The 20,810-nt window shown below is 43.6% G+C and carries 20 protein-coding genes; 17 read left to right on the top strand and 3 right to left on the bottom strand.

Features of this window, described 5'->3' with window-relative positions; all coding sequences use genetic code 11:
* Positions 1 to 306: 306 nt before the first annotated feature.
* The 3 genes from ACFORK_RS09415 to ACFORK_RS09425 all read left to right on the top strand — a co-directional run bounded on the left by ACFORK_RS09415 (position 307) and on the right by ACFORK_RS09425 (position 4,837).
* The gene (locus tag ACFORK_RS09415; protein ID WP_379197997.1) at positions 307 to 2,508 is read left to right on the top strand and encodes an ADP-ribosylglycohydrolase family protein; all 2,202 of its coding nucleotides are present in this window, start codon (positions 307 to 309) and stop codon (positions 2,506 to 2,508) included.
* 395 nt (positions 2,509 to 2,903) lie between these two features.
* Complete coding sequence (locus tag ACFORK_RS09420; RefSeq protein ID WP_379197999.1) at positions 2,904 to 3,827, top strand: phosphotransferase family protein; 924 nt, start codon at positions 2,904 to 2,906, stop codon at positions 3,825 to 3,827.
* Positions 3,828 to 3,925: 98 nt separating this feature from the next.
* Positions 3,926 to 4,837, top strand: a complete 912-nt coding sequence (locus tag ACFORK_RS09425; protein ID WP_379198001.1) for a GNAT family N-acetyltransferase — start codon at positions 3,926 to 3,928, stop codon at positions 4,835 to 4,837.
* A 99-nt stretch (positions 4,838 to 4,936) separates the two neighbouring features.
* On the opposite strand, the gene ACFORK_RS09430 is transcribed toward ACFORK_RS09425, so the two are convergent.
* On the bottom strand, positions 4,937 to 5,920 hold the full coding sequence (locus tag ACFORK_RS09430) for a biotin--[acetyl-CoA-carboxylase] ligase (protein WP_379198003.1): 984 nt from the start codon (positions 5,918 to 5,920) through the stop codon (positions 4,937 to 4,939).
* A 350-nt stretch (positions 5,921 to 6,270) separates the two neighbouring features.
* Between ACFORK_RS09430 and ACFORK_RS09435 the strand changes: the two genes are divergently transcribed.
* The 9 genes from ACFORK_RS09435 (at position 6,271) to ACFORK_RS09475 (ending at position 12,892) form a co-directional block, all read left to right on the top strand.
* Positions 6,271 to 6,825, top strand: coding sequence for a biotin transporter BioY (locus ACFORK_RS09435; RefSeq protein WP_379198005.1), 555 nt, complete (start codon positions 6,271 to 6,273; stop codon positions 6,823 to 6,825).
* A gap of 52 nt (positions 6,826 to 6,877) precedes the next feature.
* Positions 6,878 to 7,675 (top strand): ATP-binding cassette domain-containing protein, encoded by a 798-nt coding sequence (locus tag ACFORK_RS09440; RefSeq protein WP_379198007.1) that lies wholly within the window; start codon positions 6,878 to 6,880, stop codon positions 7,673 to 7,675.
* 17 nt (positions 7,676 to 7,692) lie between these two features.
* The gene (locus tag ACFORK_RS09445; RefSeq protein WP_379198009.1) at positions 7,693 to 8,520 is read left to right on the top strand and encodes an ATP-binding cassette domain-containing protein; all 828 of its coding nucleotides are present in this window, start codon (positions 7,693 to 7,695) and stop codon (positions 8,518 to 8,520) included.
* Positions 8,513 to 9,298: an energy-coupling factor transporter transmembrane component T family protein gene (locus ACFORK_RS09450; RefSeq protein WP_379198012.1), complete on the top strand. Its 786-nt coding sequence runs from the start codon at positions 8,513 to 8,515 to the stop codon at positions 9,296 to 9,298. The genes ACFORK_RS09445 and ACFORK_RS09450 overlap by 8 nt, the downstream gene beginning before the upstream one ends.
* 186 nt (positions 9,299 to 9,484) lie before the next feature.
* A complete protein-coding gene (locus ACFORK_RS09455; protein ID WP_379198014.1) occupies positions 9,485 to 10,123 on the top strand; it encodes an FMN-dependent NADH-azoreductase in 639 nt (212 codons plus the stop codon).
* Between the two features lie 151 nt (positions 10,124 to 10,274).
* On the top strand, positions 10,275 to 10,613 hold the full coding sequence (locus tag ACFORK_RS09460) for an ArsR/SmtB family transcription factor (RefSeq protein WP_379198016.1): 339 nt from the start codon (positions 10,275 to 10,277) through the stop codon (positions 10,611 to 10,613).
* A 14-nt stretch (positions 10,614 to 10,627) separates the two neighbouring features.
* Complete coding sequence (locus ACFORK_RS09465) at positions 10,628 to 11,077, top strand: SRPBCC family protein (protein WP_379198018.1); 450 nt, start codon at positions 10,628 to 10,630, stop codon at positions 11,075 to 11,077.
* Positions 11,078 to 11,258: 181 nt separating this feature from the next.
* A complete protein-coding gene (locus tag ACFORK_RS09470; protein ID WP_379198020.1) occupies positions 11,259 to 12,332 on the top strand; it encodes a phosphotransferase enzyme family protein in 1,074 nt (357 codons plus the stop codon).
* 188 nt (positions 12,333 to 12,520) lie between these two features.
* Entirely contained in the window at positions 12,521 to 12,892 is a 372-nt protein-coding gene (locus ACFORK_RS09475; RefSeq protein WP_379198576.1) for an iron chaperone, read from the top strand.
* Positions 12,893 to 13,146: 254 nt separating this feature from the next.
* Here the strand turns inward: ACFORK_RS09475 and ACFORK_RS09480 are convergent, their stop codons facing one another.
* Positions 13,147 to 14,109: a helix-turn-helix transcriptional regulator gene (locus tag ACFORK_RS09480; RefSeq protein WP_379198022.1), complete on the bottom strand. Its 963-nt coding sequence runs from the start codon at positions 14,107 to 14,109 to the stop codon at positions 13,147 to 13,149.
* Between the two features lie 108 nt (positions 14,110 to 14,217).
* Between ACFORK_RS09480 and ACFORK_RS09485 the strand changes: the two genes are divergently transcribed.
* From ACFORK_RS09485 to ppsA, 5 genes are all read left to right on the top strand, one after another.
* Positions 14,218 to 14,697 carry a GyrI-like domain-containing protein gene (locus ACFORK_RS09485; protein ID WP_379198024.1) on the top strand — a complete coding sequence of 160 codons (480 nt, stop codon included), beginning with the start codon at positions 14,218 to 14,220 and terminating at the stop codon, positions 14,695 to 14,697.
* A 28-nt stretch (positions 14,698 to 14,725) separates the two neighbouring features.
* Entirely contained in the window at positions 14,726 to 15,190 is a 465-nt protein-coding gene (locus tag ACFORK_RS09490) for a phage tail protein (RefSeq protein ID WP_379198026.1), read from the top strand.
* A gap of 189 nt (positions 15,191 to 15,379) precedes the next feature.
* Positions 15,380 to 15,961: a TetR/AcrR family transcriptional regulator gene (locus ACFORK_RS09495; RefSeq protein ID WP_379198028.1), complete on the top strand. Its 582-nt coding sequence runs from the start codon at positions 15,380 to 15,382 to the stop codon at positions 15,959 to 15,961.
* Positions 15,962 to 16,117: 156 nt separating this feature from the next.
* Positions 16,118 to 16,993 (top strand): MBL fold metallo-hydrolase, encoded by an 876-nt coding sequence (locus ACFORK_RS09500; protein ID WP_379198030.1) that lies wholly within the window; start codon positions 16,118 to 16,120, stop codon positions 16,991 to 16,993.
* Positions 16,994 to 17,199: 206 nt separating this feature from the next.
* Positions 17,200 to 19,809: a phosphoenolpyruvate synthase gene (ppsA, locus tag ACFORK_RS09505; RefSeq protein WP_379198578.1), complete on the top strand. Its 2,610-nt coding sequence runs from the start codon at positions 17,200 to 17,202 to the stop codon at positions 19,807 to 19,809.
* Between the two features lie 94 nt (positions 19,810 to 19,903).
* Here ppsA and ACFORK_RS09510 read toward each other — a convergent pair whose 3' ends face one another.
* The gene (locus tag ACFORK_RS09510; protein ID WP_379198032.1) at positions 19,904 to 20,800 is read right to left on the bottom strand and encodes an AraC family transcriptional regulator; all 897 of its coding nucleotides are present in this window, start codon (positions 20,798 to 20,800) and stop codon (positions 19,904 to 19,906) included.
* Positions 20,801 to 20,810: the final 10 nt, after the last annotated feature.

Below are 20,810 nucleotides of genomic sequence, written 5' to 3' on the forward strand. Positions count from 1 at the left end.
ATTTCAGCCCTTTCGCTTCCCCAGAGGAAGTTGGAAGGGCGTTATTTGTGTTCCAGAGACTGACCTTACCATTTGATCTCCGACCAGTATTACATTTCAAAGCATTAAATGCTTGAATTCAAGCGGGGCATACCTAAAGAAATTAGCGAGTACGTTGACGGACTTAACCATTGGGGGATATTCTGGAAATACATGTCCCGATCACCAAGCCTGTGTTTACGATCATAGTGATTGTCGTCGGGCTTTTAAAGGCTGAAATTTGGCAGTGGTAATCATTTATCTTCAGGAAGAAATGGAGAGGTCCACATGACAGTCACACGAACAAGTGAGTTAAACAAGAGCTACACAATGCCACTAGATTATATCGAAAGCGTATATGCTGGTTGGCTCGGAAAAGTCATTGGAGTCCGGCACGGCAGCAACATCGAAGGCTGGAGTTACGAGCGAATCGCCAGAACGTATGGTGAAATTACCGGTTATGTGAATCAGTTCAAGCATTTCGCGGCAGACGACGATACTAATGGACCGTTATTCTTCCTTAAAGCATTGGAGGACTACACACATACTACCGATATCACGGAAGAACAGATGGGGCTGACTTGGCTTAATTATGCCCCCGACGGTCATGGTTTCTTCTGGTGGGGCGGATATGGAAAATCGACGGAACATACCGCTTATCTGAATTTGAAGCATGGGATAAAAGCACCGCTATCCGGTTCGATTGCCGTCAATGGTGCGGCTGTAGCAGAACAAATCGGAGGGCAGATATTTTGTGACATCTGGGGTTTGATCGCTCCGGGGAGACCGGAATTGGCTGCAAATTATGCGGGGAAAATGGCCAGCGTATCGCATGACGGTAACGGAAAATACGGAGCTATGTTCATTGCTGCCTGCATCGCCGCGGCCTTCGGGGAGAAGGATGTATCTCGTATCATTGAAACTGGATTATCTGTCATTCCGCAGGAAAGCGAGTACTTCCGGATGACACGTGACATCATGGCTTATCATAGCAGCAACCCCGATAATTGGAGAGAGGCATTCGCTTTCGTGCAAGGCAATTATGGGTACGATCGCTATCCAGGAGCTTGTCACATCATTCCGAACTCGGCGGTCATTGTTCTTTCCCTGTTGTATGGAGAAGGCGACTTCTCACGCAGTATCAACATTTGCAATATGTGCGGATGGGATACCGATTGCAACGTAGCAAACGTAGGGACGATCATAGGTGTTCGGGTAGGACTGGAGGGCATCGATGCCTCCTGGCGTGAACCGATCAACGATATCCTGATCTGTTCCGGCGTGATTGGCACGCTCAATATTCGTGATCTTCCCGATACTGTTTTTGAAATCGCACGAATCGGTTATACGATAGCGGACGAAGCTTACCCGGAGCGTTGGGCGCCTTGGCTGAACCGGGATCACCTCCGCCGTGGCCCTCGTTTCCATTTTGAGCTGCCGGGTTCTACGCACGGATTCAAGGTGGAATGTGATGAGGGATCGAATGTTACCGCATTCGTCCAACATTCAAACGCCATATCTGCATCGGGCACCAGTTCCCTGAAAGTCGTGTTCGACAATGCATTTGAGGGGAATGGGTATCGGGCTTATTATAAGACCTATTACATACCAAGTGACTTTAACGACAGTCGCTATGACCCTAGTTTTTCTCCGCTATTGTATCCTGGTCAGTGGATAAGCGCCAAAGTCAGCTTGCCTGCCGATACGACCGTACAAGCGATAGCGCGTCTGTATGTGAAAGACATCTATAGCAAGCAGAGATTCTACAGTCCAAATGTTCCATTGGAAGCGGGGAAATGGACAGAACTACAATATGGGATTCCCTCCATGGCAGATGTCTGTCTTGGAGAGATCGGCGTAGAGGTCATCCCAGTTGCAGAAAATTCGAATCTGGGCCCAATGAGTCACAGCCTCGTTTATTATGTAGACCACTTCGATATTACCGCAGGTGGAGCTGCTTACTCCCTTCAATTCCAACGTGTACCGATGGAAAAGTGGACCCCCCTTCATCAAGAAGTTAGCCAGTTTACATATCTGCGGGGTTTATGGTCTGTGGATGAAGGAAAACTCGTGGGCAGTTATTACGGGGAGCCGGCAGAGATCTATACAGGTGATATTGAGTGGAGCAATTATCGTTTCGATGCTGTGCTTACCCCGAAGCGAGGTGACGAACATCATCTGCTTTTCCGCGTCCAGGGGGGCATTCGTTCATATGCAGTCGGATGTGCAGAGGGTGGAAAAATCAAGCTGTACAAAAACAACAACGGGTATACTGAGTTGGCTGCGGTCGACTTTCCTTGGGTCATCGATCAGAGTTACCAAATCGGGGTTGAGGCGATCGGCAACCGATTTAGCATTTTTGCGAACGGAGACAAAATATTAGAGTTTGAAGATGAAGAGTCTCCATATTTGACCGGGCAAATCGGGTTTGCTAATTTTCAGGCAAGCCGGACAGAGTACGAATCCTTTCATATTAAGTGCACGTACTGACGTAGTAGGAGTGTTCGGAACGTAAATCATCTGCAAAGTATTGATATATTCAAAATATGGGTTATAATGTAATAAAATAACGGATCGGTGGGATATATATAATGATGATGATGACAGTGTTCCTGACAGAAGTAAAAGGGTGATCTTTTAACCTAATAACGTATGAGCCAGACTCAAGCACTCTTTATTTTATCTAGGGTTTGTTTGCGAATGACTTGGTTCATACACTCTGTTATGAATTGTCATCATTATCATTGCTTTCGTACTCTATGCTATGGACAGGTATGTCTTATTTAGCATAGATGCGATGAATAAGCCGTGGAATGAACGTTGGTTCATTCTGCGGCTTTTTTTGTTTTCACACAAGAATATGAATTAAAGAGGAGAGATTGAGAATGAGTCAAACGAAACCGGAAGTATCGATGGACAAAGTGCAAGAGTTGATTAAAGCTCGCTTGGGGAAATCTGCTGAGAACATAGGGACGATCGAAGGAGGCAATTTTAGCAGTGTTTTCTCATTTGTAATTGATCAGAGTGAGTACGTTATTCGTTTTAGTGCCGACGAAGATGCCTATGTAACAGAAGAATATGTGTCGAATTTGCTTACTTCTAATCATGTGTTATTTCCAAAGATAGTTGGATCAGGGAAAGAGGGCAACTTGAAATTTTGTATTTCAGAAAAGATATCGGGCAAGGTACTGGCTGAGCATGACGTAGAACAGAGAACTAAGCTACTCCCGGATCTGATCCATCAAATTACGAGAATGAACCAAGTGCCTTTGAAAAGCGCAACAGGTTTCGGTTCTATGCGTCCGGATGGCTCTGGAAGCCATGAGAGTTGGGAGGATTTTATTACAGCATTTTATGGAGAGGATCAAACGGGCACCTTTTGGGAAAATTGGCATGCGTTATTTGATACAAGTTGTCTTGAGCGTGATGTATTCAACGAATGTTATGCCCGGCTACTGGATTACAGCAAATATAACGCTCCGCATCGCTACTTCGTACACGGTGATTGTCATGAATGGAATATTCTTGCCGATGGCAGCAACATCACAGGGATTATAGACGGCAACTTTATGTATGGAGATTTTGTGATTGATATTGTTACGATTGAGCATATTGTTCCTAACAAGGATTTAGCCGTTGATTTTGGGAACTATTACGAGAAAATAGGCATATCTATTCCTGATTTCACCAACCGTTTGACAGGCGCTCGATTATTTAAAGGCTTAGACGGTCTACGATTCTTCGCAAAAATGGGCTGGGATCATGCGTATATCGAATTGCGTGACAGCTTGTTAGGTAAGCGGGGATAGAAATTGATTAGAACTATTTATTACCACGCACAGGATAGAAAAAATAGTAAAATACTACTATTGGACCTTCAAGTAGAATAAAATGGTGGTGTTTTGGAATGAATGAAATAGAAGTAAGGATTTTTACGGAAGATGATATGCAGAAGTTAGGCGATTTGTATCATGCCGTAACCTATAATCATAACTCCGTCTTTTGGTGGGTTGGAGATGAAAAAAATTGGCCGAACGTATTTATAGCGATTGAGGATGAACATATGATCGGTAAGGGCCAAGTTAGTATTATTTCCACGGTCCTGCCGGGCAGCCCAGAGGAGCGTTCGCACTATATTTATTTCAATTTGAAAACACTTCCACAAAGAGAAGACGACTATTCACTGTATGATCTCCTATATGAACGCTTGTTGAATAGGGCATACGAGTTAAAAGAAACACTTCCTGGTTCGAATAGAACTATTATTGGAATAGGTAATCAATCGACTGAAGAGTGTAACAATAACTATTTCATCTCGAAGGGCTTTATCTATGCGAAGAGCCTGTATACAATGCGGAGAGACTTATCCGAGAAGATTGAAGAGACCGTTCTTATTGATCCTTATCGATGCTCGAGAGAGACAATGGACTCAGAGAAACGTATCGAGGAATATTTAGCAGTAGACTTGGAGATTTGGCCGGATGCCCCGATTGGGTATCAGCAGTTGATGGATAGAAAGAAGAATTCTTCGTGGACTATTTTTATTGCCCGGGAAAATGAAACCTTAGTCGGGAGCATCATGGCTTGGATTGATGAGGATGGGGATGGGATTATTGAAGATCTGTTTGTGAGAAATCCTTATCGAAAACAAGGGATTGCAAAGTTTTTGCTATCTCAAGCATTAACATATCTCAAAGATCGTGGATGCTCGTCCGCAGAACTGCAAGTCGAGACAGCCAATAGTTCCGCGCTATCTGTATATCACTCCACTGGCTTCAAAGAAATATCTGAAGAAGTGCGTTACCATCGAGAACTTTAATTCCTGGAGCAAAAGGAAGCAAAACCCCAGCCAAGTGGCTGGGGTTCTTATTACGCTGCGAAAATGAAATGCGGCATCTTCATCAGCAGTGAATGACAGTTAGCCATTAACTTTGATGCTAACTTCCCCGCTTGAAAGATATTCTTCCTCGCCATTCTCATACCTGACTTTCAGGCGACAATTGTCATCAATATCAATGGCTGTTGCCAGGCATTGTTGGTTCTCCTTAAGTACAGTAACGGTTTTGCCCAGGAAAAATATACGTTTTTTATACTCAGGTAGAAATAGCCTGTCCGTCAACCGCGCATAAAAAGCCATGAAATTATTGAGTATTTCTGCCGCTAGCCGGTTACGAAGATCCCCGCTATTCTTGTCATCAGAAAATACAGATGCAGCGATATCTGTAATCTCTTCAGGGAATCCGTGAGAGGGTAGCGATACATTAATTCCTATGCCGAGAACTGCATAATCAAGCCAACCACTTTCTAGTGATAAGGAGGCTTCGGTAAGGATCCCACAGACCTTTTTACCGTCCATAAATACGTCGTTAACCCATTTTATCTTCGCATCTTTATGGGCTACACTCTCGATGGCCATCGAAACTGCGACTGCCGCGGAAGTCGTTAGAAGAAAAGAATCTTGCGCCGAAATCTTCGGGCGTAAAAGGATGCTCATATAGATACCCGTTCCCGAAGGAGAAAAGAACTGGCGGCTTTTTCTACCGCGTCCGGCTGTCTGCTCCTCCGAAAGGATCACTATTCCCTCAGCTGCTCCGTTCAAGGCGAGCTTTTTAACAGCTTCATTCGTTGATGGTACTGTCTTGAGAACTTCAATTTGCAGGTTCTTACACTCGATATTTAAGTAATTCGAAATTGCAACAGCAGATAAAATATCCGTATTAGGTGATAGTGAATATCCTTTATTTGTTACAGCGGTTATGGAGTAACCTTCGTTCTGCAGCGATTTGATGGACTTCCAAACCGCGCTGCGCGTAACGGATAGCTTGGCAGCTAACTCCTCGCCGGAGATATATTCGCCTCTGTTGCCGTCGAGTAAAGCTAAAATACGTTCTTTTACCGTCATGGCAATAAACCCCCACTAGTATATGTCTAACAACCCTATCCCTATATTTTAACATGCCAGGCTGGATAATAACCAGTTGCAAAAGTTAACCGCATGAATGGCCTAGTTTGCCTATTATTGCTCCTAGTTAGGTCATTTCTCATAGTTATAGCTAACGATAATATGTTAGGCCAAGGCAGGCTCTTATATAGCATATTTGAACACTCTTTGGTTGCACGTTTACGTCACTATTGTAAACCAATAATTATTTTTAGGTTTACAATCATAGATTGCTCTATTATAATTCAGCGTATGGAACAGTTTCGATAACATCATCAATACATTTTATGTTCCCAATGGAGGTCTATTTCTTGAAAACAAAAGAACTTGTCTATGCTGCATTATTCGCCGCTCTAATCGCGGTGCTGGGTCTGATTCCACCTATACCACTTGGCTTCATTCCCGTACCAATCACTGCCCAGACACTTGGTGTCATGCTGGCTGGATGTTTTCTAGGCAAAAAAACGGGCGGTCTGAGTCTTGTTATTTTCATCATTCTCGTGGCGATCGGTTTACCTGTGCTGACAGGCGGACGCGGGGGTCTGGTGGCGTTGGTTGGACCGTCTGCAGGCTACATATTCAGTTGGCCGATTGCGGCCTATCTTATTGGTTGGGCTACTGAGAAAATCTGGCCCCAGGTCAAAACATGGAAGCTAGTTGTCATCAATCTGATTTTTGGTGTAATAGTGGTGTATCTCATTGGCGCCCCTGTCATGGCTCTGATTACGAATACGTCGATTTGGGCTGGATTAATAGGTTCGATAGCCTTTCTTCCAGGTGACATCATAAAAGCCATTATTGCAGCCGTCATTACGATGCAGCTTAAAGCGATCAGTCCCATTGAAGAAAAAGTATATAACTCTTGATACTTTACAGAAATTTTTTCACGGCTTGGAAGTAGTGAAGGGAGCAAGACAAATGCTTGTTTTTGATCAAGTTGATTATTATTACCGCCGAGGAAATCCCGTTCTTCAAGATGTAAGCTTCGAGATTCACCCCGGAGAATTTGTCGCCATCGTCGGCGGGAACGGAAGCGGAAAGTCCACACTTGCCAAGTTAATAAACGGTCTGCTGCAGCCGCGAAAAGGGCAAGTTAGGCTCAATCAACTGAATACACTTGACAATGTGGATCTGAAGATGATTCGTGAGCAAGTTGGGCTGGTCTTTCAGAATCCTGAAGATCAATTTATTACGACAACCGTTCTAGATGAAATCGTCTTCGGGTTGGAGAATCTTCGCATAGCAAGAGAAGAAATGCTGCCTCGAGTGCATGGGGCTTTGCAGGCCGTTCGTATGGAAGAATATTTAGACGCCATGCCGCATCAGCTGTCAGGAGGAGAGAAACAACGGGTTGCGATTGCGGCCATTCTGGCCATGCGCCCTTCTGTTCTAGTATTCGATGAGGCTACTTCTATGCTTGATCCGCAGGAGAGAAAAGACATCCTTGAGGTCATGCGCACCGTTCACCGGTCAGGGATGACGATCATTCATATTACTCACCACATGGATGAGATTCTGTCAGCAGATCGGGTGCTGCATCTAAGCAACGGAGTTATCCATTTTGATGGTACTCCGTCAGCCTTCTTCAACAACTTGTCCCTGACTGACCAACTGCCTCCTCCTTTTGTAGTAAGACTGCATCGTACGCTCGGGTTAAATGCTCCCTTGTGTTCTGAATGGAAGGAGACGATCACCACCTTATGGTCTATGAACTAAGGGATGTAAGTGTATCTATGAACGACAGAGAGGTTCTGCAATCGGTAAGCTGCACGCTTCAGGAAGGGAAATGGATCTCTGTCATAGGTCACAACGGGGCAGGGAAGTCCACCTTCGTCAAAGTTATAAAAGGTTTGATTCCATCATTTAGCGGAGAGTACACGATTAATCAACAGCCACTTCCTCGAGATCGTAAAGGGAACATGAAGGTCGTTCCGCAGATTGGTTATGTATTTCAGAATCCGGAGCAGCAAATTTTTGAAACAACTGTCTATAAAGAACTGGCCTTTGCTCTGAAGATAAGAAAGGATCACACTGGAAATAGGGAGCAGGAAATAGAAGCTGTTATGAAGCAAATGGAGCTCTCGTCAGACCTTCTGAATATGTCTCCATACCAGCTAAGCGGGGGACAAAAGCGGCGTGTCGCCATAGCTTCAGTGCTTATTGCAGATCCCGAGTTGCTGATTCTGGATGAACCAACGGCTGGACTTGACCCCTTAAGCAGGGTTGCGCTCCTAGAGCAGATCAAAGCATGGCAGAGGATGAAGAATCGGACGGTAATCTTCATTTCTCATCAGATGGAAGATGTTGCGGAATATTCGGATGAGGTTATGATCTTTAATAGAGGACGTTTATTGGTCCAGATGAATGCGAATGAGCTTTTTTTGCAGCATACAGCGTTCATGGAGCAAGCAGGTCTTCCTTTACCGGAGCCGGTACAACTCCTTAAGCTGATCGAGGAACTATCCGGTCAGATCATAGAACCAGCTAGTTGCAGGGAAGAAGACATTATGCAACAGGTTAGAGCAGTCTGGCAGGCAAGAGGTGTTCAAGACGATGGATAAAATCATACTGGGGCAATATGCAGATACCGACTCAATCATTCACCGACTTGACCCTCGAACCAAACTATTGAGCATTCTTGCTATCATGATTAGCATTGCTCTGATTAAGACGTTTGCCGGATATGTAGCGACAACTATTCTGATGGCAGGACTGGTCCTGTCCGCTAGAGTGCCGATTGTGATGGTTTTCAGAGGATTAAAGCCCATTCTCTTCATTCTTTCCTTCACCTTTATGTATCATATCTTCTTGACTACTGGAACCCCCATCTGGCCTGGATTCTTTCTAAATGTCACACAAGAAGGGATAAAGAACGGAAGCTTTATTGTCTGGAGGATGGTATTGCTTATATTACTAGCTTCGCTTCTAACGTTGACAACCAAGCCGCTTGATCTGGCACAAGGTCTTGAAAAGCTGCTTAAACCGCTGTCACGGTTAGGTGTTCCGGTCGAAGCTTTTGCACTGATGATCGTGCTTGCCATCCGCTTTATACCAACAATTATGCAGGAGCTTGATCGCGTGATGCTAGCCCGGAAGGCTAGAGGTTATGACGAAATGTCTGCCAAGGGCTTCGGGAAGATATTGGCTTATACATCCATTCTGATCCCGCTATTCGTTACGACGATTCAGCGAGCGGAGCAACTGGCTTTAGCGATCGATGCAAGAGCCTACGGGGATGGAAGGGGCCGTACTTCATATAAGGAGCTGAATTTCGCACGGGTGGATTATGTCGCTAGCGGACTAACACTTGCTTTTGTATCATTTATCCTTTATTTGTAAGTAAGTTGGGATCATTTTCATTTTACAGCTGCGTTAATCGCGGCTTTTTTTGCGTTTAGATTAGGAATTTCAATGATTTGTTCGTTTTCTACTTGACAGTAGATAGAACCTGGCTTATATTTAATCATGTGGTTAATTAACCAAAAGGTTAAACAATAAAATCTAACTAAAGGCAGGTTTTTAATTATGGCGACCGTATTGTACATCACTGCAAATCCGAATGATCAAGAAGCATCTTATAGCTTGACTGTAGGAGAAGAATTCGTAGAAGCTTATCGCTCCGCCAATCCCAATGATGAGGTTATTCGTCTGGATCTCTATAAGAATGATATTCCGCAACTGGATGCTGATGTTTTTAGTGGCTGGGGCAAACTGGGAGCAGGAACTGCCTTTGAAGAATTGACCGATGCTGAAAAAGCGAAAGTAGGTCGTCTTGGGCAACTGGTTGATCAATTTGTAGCTGCCGATAAATATGTTTTTGTCAATCCGATCTGGAACTTTTCTTTCCCACCTGTTTTGAAAGCATATATTGACGCGATCTGTGTTGCTGGCAGAACGTTCCGATATACCGATAAAGGTCCGATTGGCCTTATGACTGATAAAAAAGCTGTTCACATCCAAGCTAGCGGAAGCGTATTGTCTCCAGGCTCAATGTATGCAGATTCAGAAATGGGCCACCGTTACTTGGATTCCATTATGAAGTTCATCGGCGTTCCTAGCTTTGAAGGCATCTTTGTTGAAGGCATGGCTAAGTCTCCGGACCAAGCACCAGCGATTAAAGAAAAGGCGATTCAACAAGCGCGCGAAGTTGCCCAAAGTTTCTAATTAACCCTTTGCACAGCCGAGCCGAGCGAGTTTCAGGTCTTTAACCCTGAACCGCTTGGCTCTTTTTTACGCCTACCCGTTTGTATACCTGATTGGGTTATGTAGATGTAACTTCTTGACAATAGATAGGAATGGGAATAAAATTAAACACATGGTTAAATATGACGATGAACTTTTGGATAATGTTTTCCACGTGCTCTCTGATCCGACGAGAAGGGAAATTCTAAAACGTTTGGGTGTCGGAGAGATGACCGTTATGAACTTGGCGAAACCTTTTGATATGTCATTGCCAGCGATCTCTAAGCATTTACGGGTGCTGGAAAAGGCTGGTTTAGTTTCGATTCGGAAGGAAGGAACCTATCGATATTATTATTTGAATCCAACGACTGTGGACAGGGCGCACGAATGGTTAATGGAACTCAGGAATTTCTGGACTCCGCAATTGTCTAACCTGGAGCTTTTCTTGGACAATCAATCAAAAGAAGACTGACGGAGGCACTCTTAATGATAACTATGCTGAATGGAAAATACTCGCTTACGCTTCAACATGTTTACAAAGCGAGCAAGGAAAGAGTGTTTCTGGCCTGGACGAAGAAAGAACAGCTAGAGCAATGGTGGGGGCTGGTAGGCTTTACGACGACGGTTGAACAAATGGAAGTAACCGTGGGCGGAAAATACCGTTTTCATATGCAAGCTCCAAGTGGTAAGGTTTATACTTTAGAAGGTCGGTATGCCGACATCGTTCAGAATGAAAAGCTATCGTTCACCTGGAAGTGGTTAAATGAAGGAGACGATGCAGAGGAAACGCTGGTTACCATAGATTTTGTTGAAAAGGAAGACACAACGGAGCTTGTTATTAAGCACTCTGCTTTTTCTGCAGAGAAGGTAGCTAAGAGACACAATAATAACTGGAACAATGCTCTGGAAGCAAGCCTGTATAATTATATTAATTAAGAGTGTAATGCCCTTGTAACAGCGCCATACTTTTGGACACGCTTCTATAGCGTACACTGAAAGTTGGCGCTGTATTTGTGTTAGCAGGATTAATTAGTTTTAACTGTTTTCTACCGTTCAATTGGAAGGGAAATATTGGTAAAATGTATATATATTGAAGAAGTGTAGAAGGGGAGATTGAATGAATTATAACGAAGTTGTACAAATTGGTGAGACATATTTACTTCCATTAGTAGTAGAGCTTTACGGGCTGGGGGACTATGATATTAGCCGGATTGCGCCCCATGAGGGAGGGCGGAATATCGCCTATTCCTGTGCAAAAGAGGGTGCTGATGCCAAAATAATCAGACTCGCTTACTTAACGGACAGAAGCCGGGAAGATATTCTGGCCGAAGTGGAGTATGTCCGGTTTTTATTTGAGCATGGCGGCAGCGTTTCGAATGTCATCAGTTCTCAGAATGGGAACCTGCTGGAAGTGATTACTCATCAAGACTACAACTTTTATATTACAGTGTTTGATAAGGCCAGGGGAAAGAGGCTGTTGGATAATCATTATCAATACCGGGAAGGCGTCCCTATTACCGAATATTATTATAACTGCGGTAAAACCTTGGGAAAACTGCATCAACTATCAAAAGAGTATACGCCAGTCCATCGCCGGTACAGTTTTTTTGATAAGTACAATGCCGAGTATATTAATGAACTGATTCCCGATTCCTTGTCTCTGCTGAAGGAGAAGATGGTTGAGCTGCTTACAACCTTGCAAGGATTGCATCAGGATAATGAGTCCTATGGGATGATTCATTGTGATTATGGGGACGGAAATTATCATATCGATTTTGATACCGGACAAATTACAGTATATGATTTTGATAACTCGTGTTTCGGTGGGTACATGTTAGACCTGGCATCGACCTGGAGAAATGGAGTGGGTTGGACACAATTTGAACCAGACGTAGACAAGCGCAAAGCGTTTATGGATGATTACTTTAAAGTAGTCCTTGAGGGATATCGATCCGAGACCCAACTCGAACAAGCGATGCTAAGTCAATTGCCTTTATTCATCCAAACGCACCTTATGGAAAACATAGTAGATATCTTCGAGTATAAGCGACACGCCGGTGAAGAGCCAAAGTGTGATGAGGAATTGTCCTATCTCATAAAATGTATGGAAGACGATATTCCGTATTTCGGATTCTTTCATGAGATATACTCGTGTGCGGAACCTTTTGAATATGAGAAACGAGAGATCTAGACTGTATATAGGTTGACGGCTGCCCCGCAGTGCTGGAGTTACAGCACTGCGGGGCAGCCTGCGTATACAAGCATATGTGGAGTAGTCCATCAAGGGAAGATACTTGGCATAAAGGATAAGATATGGGATGATGAAGGTTCAGAAGGAATATGAGCTGAATAATGGAGAAGTTGAGGATGGAGGGGCATATGGAGATTTTTGCAGAGTATTTGGCGAAAATAGATAACCCGCAGCACCGGTCGCGCACAGAAGAAGTGTTGACTTGGGTCGCAGAGAAGTATCCGGAATTAGGGCAAAGAGTGGCCTGGAATCAGCCGATGTTTACCAATCATGACACATTCATAATGGGCTTCAGTGTATCCAAACAGCACTTAGCTGTTGCACCTGAAGGTGCCGGGATCAGCCGCTTTTCGGATGACATCGTACAGGCCGGTTATGACCACACGAAGCAGTTGCTGCGGATTCGGTGGAATCAGCCAATTGACTTTGCATTGCTGGAGCGAATGATTGACTTTAACATTTCGGATAAAGCAGATTGTTTAACATTTTGGCGGAAATAGTATCTAACAAGCACGCCAAGTTGTAATCAGGCTATCGTTTACGGGACGTATAAAGACTCTACACCGGAACGTGACATTTCTATAAGAGAATTAAATAAGGTGAACGGCAGCCCCACTGAGTTACAGCACATTGGGGCTGCTTGTGTCTGCGCGGACATAGGATTAATCGCAGTCGGTTTAAATATCGGTTTCGTTGAGCATGCTTTTGAAAGAGCAATGATCTTGAAGAGGACATTCTGGAAAGGAAGCACTGTTCACCGGCAGTACAGGCTGAATCTCCCTTGTAAGACGTCTAATACTTTTTCCGGGATCTCCCTGACCGTAATATCTTCACCCAGGAAAAGCAGCCAGTTGGTTATTTCCGTTAATTCTTCTGAATGATGAACATTGATAAAAGTTTTTAAGATCGCTGTGGTTTGGTAAGGATTCGTGTATGCGATTGAAAACTTTAGAGGATGGTATTTTTTGAACTGGGCGATTGCCGTTGGACCTAGCTCAAGGACGAGGTTAATTTCTTCTTCCTGCTTGCTGAGTTGTTCCAGGATCTTTTTTTTGCTTACTCTTTTTTTCGTAGGATATGGCTCTACACTCGTGAGATTGTCGACAGAAAACATCCGCCGCTTCTCTTCCACGATGTCAAAGCCTTCAATGATCCATAAGCTTTTTTCACGATAAAGGTGCAGGAGATGGATCGGGTAGGACTTGATTTCCTGCTCTTCTTGGATGGACACCAATAAACAACTGTCCTGCAGAATCATTTGAATGAGGTTCTCTAACATCGGATGGGGCAAATCAGATAATTCAAGCAAGTCGGGATTATTGGGATTGGTTCCTTCAAAGAGCAGGATTTGATTTAGAAGAACAAGGTCATCTTGCTGGTTTTCCGAGATCAGACCTAGCAGTTTTTCAGCTAGTGACTGTCGACTTTTCAGATAAGGGAGCTGTTGATTTCTTGTAGCCATGAAGGCAAGGAACAGCGCCTTAATCTCATTATCGGTAAAGCGGACCGTGGGCAGGACAGAGTTGTTCATGACAGAATAACCCCCATCCCGCCCAACTTCGGCGACTAGCGGCATCCCCATTGCTTCAATTTCTCTGACATCACGAATCGCCGTCGAACGTGAGATGTTGAATTCTGTCATGAGCTCAGAAATGGTAAAGTGGGCGCGGTTGTTGATATAGCGCATGATGATATTAATCCGTTCAACCTTTTTCATAAAGCCCCCTAAACAGTATCACTTTTTGACATGGTTTGAGATTATTATAAACCCATCAAGTGAAAAGACAAAGCAATGGATAAATTTATAAAAAGGAAGGTTTTGAACATGGCAAATTATACGCTTGAAGAAAAAGACAGCTTTATCGTATTAGGTATTGGAACGGAGCTGAAGAGCCATTACACAGACTTTGCTGGCATCAATAAAGAGAAGGCGGATTTCTGGGAAGCTGTGCAACAAGACGGAAGACTTGACGCATTAAAGGCACTTGCCACGAATGACTACATTTTTGCCGTGAACGAAGCGGTGAATAATAAGATGATGTACTATGCTGGCGTGCTGACAGAGGCGACCTTACCAGAAGCAACTAGAGTGATCCAATTTCCTAAGGGAGAATATCTAGTTGTAAAAGGGGAAGGGAACTCAGGGGAAGAGCTGAGCAATAAGCTTACCGGCATTGCTTTTGGCCAAGCCTTGGGAGAAGCCCAGGATGTTGCTTATGTGGGCGGGCCAAATACAACGGTAGAGATGGGGCAGCGTGACGGCGTCGTCTTTGGTGAAATGTGGATTCCCGTTGTTAGAAAATAGAAAATAAATAGAGCGAAGGGGGATGAACATGTCCTATATCGTTGATTTTAAAAATGTGTCTACGGTTGGTTTAGAATCTTCACCGGTCGTAGAAGCACTTGCTGGCTTAAGAGCGAATGAAGCCCGTTATTTTATGAACAAATATAAACATGAGTTTACGGTGATTCCCGCTAGCGAAAGCCAGGAAGCCCTGGATTATGTGAACCGGATTTTGAAAGAAGAACGGGATATCGTGTTTGCAGCCAAGCCTTTAGAAACGTCACGTTTTCAAGTGGAAAATATTCAATTTACCTACGTTTTCTATGAGGATGGGCTTGCGCTTAACGTTATGTATACGGTGGATGATGCTAAGAAGCGGGCTGTCGGGTTCAAGCTTTCTGAGGGAATGGATATTCCCAAGGAGCTGGAAGAGAAGTTTAAGTTCGCAAGGCAGAAATCCAAATTAGCCGGAACGATCCGGGGCTCGTTTTTTGTGATTAAAGGAGAGTATTAAAGCACTACCAGAGATTAGAAACTCCTAGATTTAGCGTAAAGACTAATAGTTATTCACTGAAAAGGGCTGCGATCTAACGCGGCTCTTTTTTTGATTAATGAAGTCATGTTATAACAATTGTTGTAAACACAACAGTTGTTATATAATAAACAAGCTTCAGATTATATATTGCTAAGGAGAAGATCGATAATGGCTAGCGCTGTATCTCATAATCCCAAGGATCTCCGCGTTATTAAGACACGACAACTTATTCTAGATTCTTTTATAAATCTGCTCGGTAAAAAAGATTTTATGTCGATCACAGTGAGTGATATCACAAGAATTGCACTTATTAACAGGGCTACTTTTTACGCTCATTTCCCTGATAAATATGGGCTGCTTAAAGCGCTTCTGTCTGACGCCTTCATGAATTATGTGGATAGAAGAGTGCCAAATGATGCAAAACTAACAGAAGAAACAATAAAACAACTGGTTATTGCTTTATGTGATTATCACGAAGAATCAAGCAGGCAGTGTGTCAAAAACTATGAATCGGTTGCACCATTGGTAGAAAAAAATATCATTTCTGAACTGGAAGAATTCGTCTTTCTTTTATTGTCTAGAACCTGCCAGTCGGAAAATAGCGGACGACTGGAGCGGGCAGCCACAGTAATTAGCTGGTCCATCTACGGTTCCGCTTATCGTTGGTATCTTAATGGCAAAAAGGAGACCCCGGCTGAATTATCGAATGATATTGCGCCTTTGTTTGCTTCATGGATTGTTTACGCCTAATATTGACGCAACAATTATTACGACTTGTATAATATACGACAAATTTGCAAACTTGCTGGTTGAAGAGCCTCAAAGCGCACTGATATTATAACACTTGTATTATAAATAACAGTTGCTGCTTAAGGAGGAACCAACATAAGTACTAATTTTAAACCGTTGAATCAAGTCCCTAGTGCTTTTCATAAAAAAATCGGAGGCATTATCGTTACGGTATTATCAGATGGTAATTTGGAATTTCCATTGGATGCTTTCTTCGAACTAGATAAAGAAGAAGCAATTCAAATGCTGAGAGATAATCTTCAGGCTGTGCCTCCACACATGAATACAAATGGATTTGTAGTGAATAACGATGGCCATATAACTTTAATAGACACGGGATTTGGATCAAGTTATGGACCGTCAGGAGGCCATCTACTTAATAATTTAAATGCTGTTGGTTACTCAGCCAATGATGTTGATGTTGTACTTTTGACTCACATGCATCCAGATCATGTGAATGGCTTATCGCTAGCAGATGGAACTAAAGCTTTTCCAAACGCTAAAGTCATTGTTCATGAGCAGGAATACGAATTCTGGACAAATGAAAATGCTGAGGAGAGTTTCAAGGAAAGCTTCCAAGAACAAGCACAAATGATCGTCCAAATGGTTCAATCAGCCATTGCTCCTTATAAAGATGACATCGTAACCTTCTCCGATTCCGTTGACATTCCTGGAATTACGGCAATAGAAGCTCATGGGCATACGCCTGGTCATACAGCATATCTAATTGAATCTGAAGGAGAGAGATTGTTAATATGGGGTGATATCATCCAGAATGTCACCATCCAGTTCTCCCGGCCACAATTGAAGATTGCCATGGATATTGACTCTGAGCAAGCTTTCAGATCACGCATTAAATTGCTCGACCTCGCTTCAGAGAAACAAATCCGAGTAACAGGGATGCATCTGGATTTCCCGGCTTTTGGTTACGTCAAAAAAGAAGACAACCACTATGTTTATGTGCCAGAACAATGGAGACCTAATGATATCTAAGGGCAGATGCCTAAGCAAAAAAAGAACCTGAATGAAAGATTCAGGTTCTTTTTTATTGCATATGACCAGACATGATGATATAATCTGATCGCGACTTTTAAATTATAAATGGTCATAGAAAGTCTATCTTATAATTTAATCTTACTATGTCGGCCGAGCTCTTGTCAAATGTTTTTTTCTCAAATGAAGGTAAGGAGAGATGTGGAATGCGATCTTTGGTTCTGGATTTTCAGGAAGTGGACAATACACAGCTATCACTCGTGGGAGGAAAAGGGCTTAATCTAGGGACGCTTTCCAAAATGGATGGCATACAAGTGCCGGAAGGATTTTGTGTTACTACTGCGGGATATCAGCAAGCAATGGCACGAAACAAAACATATCCTGTCTTGCTGGATCAGCTCAACACGCTGACTGTAGAAGATCGGGATCAAATCGCTGATCTCAGCAGAAAGATTCGCCAGACAATTATCGAAGCTGAAATTCCTGCTGACGTTGTGAAGGTAGTGACTTATTATCTCTCCCGGTTTGGCAAGAACCAAGCCTATGCCGTACGTTCCAGTGCGACTGCTGAAGATTTGCCCCATGCCTCTTTTGCCGGTCAACAAGATACGTATCTAAATATCATTGGTCTAGAAGACATCTTGCAGCATATCAGCAAATGTTGGGCTTCTCTATTTACGAATCGCGCGGTGATCTACCGGATGCAGCATGGTTTTGAGCACAGACAAGTTCATTTATCTGTTATTGTGCAAAAAATGATCTTCCCAGCGGCCTCAGGGATTATGTTCACCGCTGATCCGATTACAGGTAACCGGAAGCTGTTATCCATCGATGCCAGTTATGGACTTGGAGAAGCACTGGTTTCTGGCCTGGTCTCGGCTGATGGCTATAAAGTACGTGAAGGCGAAATCGTGGAGAAGAGGATTGCAGCTAAGCATCTCGCTATTTACGGGCGAAAAGAAGGCGGAACAGAGACTCGGCCCATCGATCTGGATCAGCAAAAAACACAAACCCTAACGGATCAACAGATTTTAGAGCTGGCACGCCTCGGAAGAGAGATCGAAACTTATTTTGGCAGCCCACAAGATATTGAATGGTGTTTAGCCGAGGATACCTTTTATATTGTCCAAAGCCGGCCGATCACGACATTATTCCCGATCCCTGAAAGTAATGATCAAGAGAATCATGTCTACATCTCTGTGGGTCATCAGCAAATGATGACAGATGCCATTAAGCCACTGGGACTGTCATTTTACCTGTTAATAACGCGTGCACCTATGCGTACCGCTGGAGGAAGGCTCTTTGTGGATGTTACACCTCAGCTGGCCTCACCCGCCAGCAGAGACATAATAATAAACACGTTGGGGCAATCCGAGCCGCTCATCAAAGACGCGCTAAAGACCGTCGTAGCACGAGGCGATTTTATTAAAGAGTTACCGGTGGATACCGCAGTGCCTAACCCAGCCAAAAATTACGCAAGTATGCCAGCACCAATCGAAGCCGATCACTCAATTGTTGCGGAATTGATTAAGAATAGTGAAGCATCATTAGCGGCATTACAACAAAATATCAAAGGAAAATCGGGTGTAGACTTATTTGACGTTATTCTGGAAGATCTCCAGGAATTAAAGAGACTTCTCTTCGACCCGCAAAGTATAAGAGCCATTATGGCTGGGATGAACGCGTCCGCATGGATCAATGAAAAGATGCAAGAATGGCTGGGCGAAAAAAGTGCAGCCGACGCCCTTGCTCTATCTGTGCCGAATAACATTACTTCAGAGATGGGACTGGCGCTCCTGGATGTTGCAGATGTCATTCGCCCTTACCCGGAAGTCATTGCTTATTTGCAGCAAGTCAAAGAGGGCGGCGCTCTGGATGAACTGATTAAGGTTCAAGGGGGACAGGAAGCTTATGAGGCGATTTCTGTTTTTCTGGACAAATACGGAATGCGGTGTGCCGGGGAAATTGATATCACAAGAACTCGCTGGAGCGAACAACCTTCAGCCCTTATCCCGATCCTTCTTGGCAATGTTAAAAACTTCGAGCCTAAGGCTAGTCAGCAGAAATTTGAGCAAGGGCGGCTTGCAGCTTTGAGAAAAGAACAAGAGCTATTAGAGCGACTCAAAGCAATGCCCGATGGCGAGCAAAAAGCAACAGAAACCAAACAAAGGATTGACCTCATCCGGAATTTCAGTGGGTATCGGGAGTATCCAAAGTACGGAATTGTAAATCGCTATTTCGTCTATAAGCAGGCTTTATTAAGAGAAGCTGAAGCACTCGTACAGACAGGCATTATTCATCAAATAGAGGATATCTTCTATCTTTCTTTTGATGAACTTCATGAAGTCGTACGCGCTCATAAACTGGACTATCAGGTCATCAGTAAACGACAAGAGGAGTACAAATTATTCGAAAAACTATCCCCTCCGCGTGTGATCACGTCGGATGGTGAGAACATTACAGGGCAATATAAGCGAGCGCATCTGCCCGCCGAAGCGATTGCAGGTCTGGCGGTCTCCTCTGGAGTGATAGAAGGCCGAGCACGTGTCATCTTAAACATGGAAAAGGCGGATATAGAAGACGGAGATATTCTAGTCACTGCCTTTACTGACCCTAGTTGGACACCACTCTTTGTATCTATAAAAGGCCTGGTCACCGAAGTGGGCGGACTGATGACTCATGGAGCTGTGATCGCCCGTGAATATGGCTTGCCAGCTGTTGTCGGGGTGGAGAATGCTACTAAAATGATCAAAGACGGGGATCACATTCGGGTGAATGGAACTGAAGGGTATGTTGAAATTTTGAAATCCAATTAGACAAAGGAAGCGATGCACGTAAAGAAGCTAACCTCTAGATTGATGGTTAGCTTCTTTTATTATGAGATGAACATTTATTAGAAGTAATAGACAATCAGTTCTCCTTGTTACTGAGACTTTGTTTTCGATATTCCTGCGGAACGAGACCCAATTGTTTACGGAAATTATAAGTGAAGTAACTGGCACTTTGAAAGCCGCATGCCATCGCAATCTCACATACAGATCTCTTTGTTTCCATTAACATCTCGCAGCTCTTTTGAATCCGATATTTCGTTAAATATACATTTGGCGTTTGACCTAAATGCTTGTTGAATAGAGCAACACAGCGGCTTCTGCACACAGCTCCTGCTGCTGCGATATCATCAAGGCTAATTTTATGTTCATAATTCTGATGAATGAAGCTAGTCATCTTCTGGATGAACGTCCACAGTTGTACCTCTTCAGCATGCTCTTCTTTTTGTTGTAATTGATCTCCCATGCCAGCACACAAGGATAAGGCTTGAGCTATTAATCGCAGCGGATTGGGAAGAAGAGGGGCATGCATTTCCTCGTAAATCTCCTGTAAAGAACTCAGGATTGCTAGTTGCCATTCAATCTGAGCATTAAGCAGAACAAAGTCCTCCATCAATGAGCTGAATTTACTTTCCCAATATTTTTTTGCCAGTGACGTACTCTCGCCAAGAAGCGATGGATGAATAACAACGACAATGTATTTGCAGTCTGTGCGATTTTCGGAAAAACCACAATGGAGACGATTGCTATTCACGAATATCCCATTCCCCTGTTCAATGCGAACGGTCTTCCCATTCACAAAATAGTCCATGGTACCTTCAAGAACAAGAATGAACTCCACATCCGGATGCCAATGCGCAGTAGCTGAGTAATTATGAAATTGCTGCAAGTTTCCTTTTCGAACGTAGAGTGGTAGGTCAGAAAGATTATAATTTAAGCGCTCTGATAAATCAGAGAACACTTCTAAGGGTTGGTTCAACGGAATGATC

Source organism: Paenibacillus sp. GCM10012306 (assembly GCF_042649265.1).
Classification (GTDB): domain Bacteria; phylum Bacillota; class Bacilli; order Paenibacillales; family Paenibacillaceae; genus Paenibacillus_AQ.

What these genes read in the sequence shown, in the direction of transcription:
- ACFORK_RS09445 (WP_379198009.1), top strand. Translation starts at nt 7,693, where the DNA reads ATGAACGACAGAGAGGTTCTGCAATCGGTAAGCTGCACGCTTCAGGAA.
- ACFORK_RS09460 (WP_379198016.1), top strand. Translation starts at nt 10,275, where the DNA reads ATGGTTAAATATGACGATGAACTTTTGGATAATGTTTTCCACGTGCTC.
- ACFORK_RS09415 (WP_379197997.1), top strand. Translation starts at nt 307, where the DNA reads ATGACAGTCACACGAACAAGTGAGTTAAACAAGAGCTACACAATGCCA.
- ACFORK_RS09450 (WP_379198012.1), top strand. Translation starts at nt 8,513, where the DNA reads ATGGATAAAATCATACTGGGGCAATATGCAGATACCGACTCAATCATT.
- ACFORK_RS09440 (WP_379198007.1), top strand. Translation starts at nt 6,878, where the DNA reads ATGCTTGTTTTTGATCAAGTTGATTATTATTACCGCCGAGGAAATCCC.
- ACFORK_RS09480 (WP_379198022.1), bottom strand. Translation starts at nt 14,109, where the DNA reads ATGAAAAAGGTTGAACGGATTAATATCATCATGCGCTATATCAACAAC.
- ACFORK_RS09430 (WP_379198003.1), bottom strand. Translation starts at nt 5,920, where the DNA reads ATGACGGTAAAAGAACGTATTTTAGCTTTACTCGACGGCAACAGAGGC.
- ACFORK_RS09485 (WP_379198024.1), top strand. Translation starts at nt 14,218, where the DNA reads ATGGCAAATTATACGCTTGAAGAAAAAGACAGCTTTATCGTATTAGGT.
- ACFORK_RS09465 (WP_379198018.1), top strand. Translation starts at nt 10,628, where the DNA reads ATGATAACTATGCTGAATGGAAAATACTCGCTTACGCTTCAACATGTT.
- ACFORK_RS09455 (WP_379198014.1), top strand. Translation starts at nt 9,485, where the DNA reads ATGGCGACCGTATTGTACATCACTGCAAATCCGAATGATCAAGAAGCA.
- ACFORK_RS09495 (WP_379198028.1), top strand. Translation starts at nt 15,380, where the DNA reads ATGGCTAGCGCTGTATCTCATAATCCCAAGGATCTCCGCGTTATTAAG.
- ppsA (WP_379198578.1), top strand. Translation starts at nt 17,200, where the DNA reads ATGCGATCTTTGGTTCTGGATTTTCAGGAAGTGGACAATACACAGCTA.
- ACFORK_RS09425 (WP_379198001.1), top strand. Translation starts at nt 3,926, where the DNA reads ATGAATGAAATAGAAGTAAGGATTTTTACGGAAGATGATATGCAGAAG.
- ACFORK_RS09475 (WP_379198576.1), top strand. Translation starts at nt 12,521, where the DNA reads ATGGAGATTTTTGCAGAGTATTTGGCGAAAATAGATAACCCGCAGCAC.
- ACFORK_RS09490 (WP_379198026.1), top strand. Translation starts at nt 14,726, where the DNA reads ATGTCCTATATCGTTGATTTTAAAAATGTGTCTACGGTTGGTTTAGAA.
- ACFORK_RS09470 (WP_379198020.1), top strand. Translation starts at nt 11,259, where the DNA reads ATGAATTATAACGAAGTTGTACAAATTGGTGAGACATATTTACTTCCA.
- ACFORK_RS09420 (WP_379197999.1), top strand. Translation starts at nt 2,904, where the DNA reads ATGAGTCAAACGAAACCGGAAGTATCGATGGACAAAGTGCAAGAGTTG.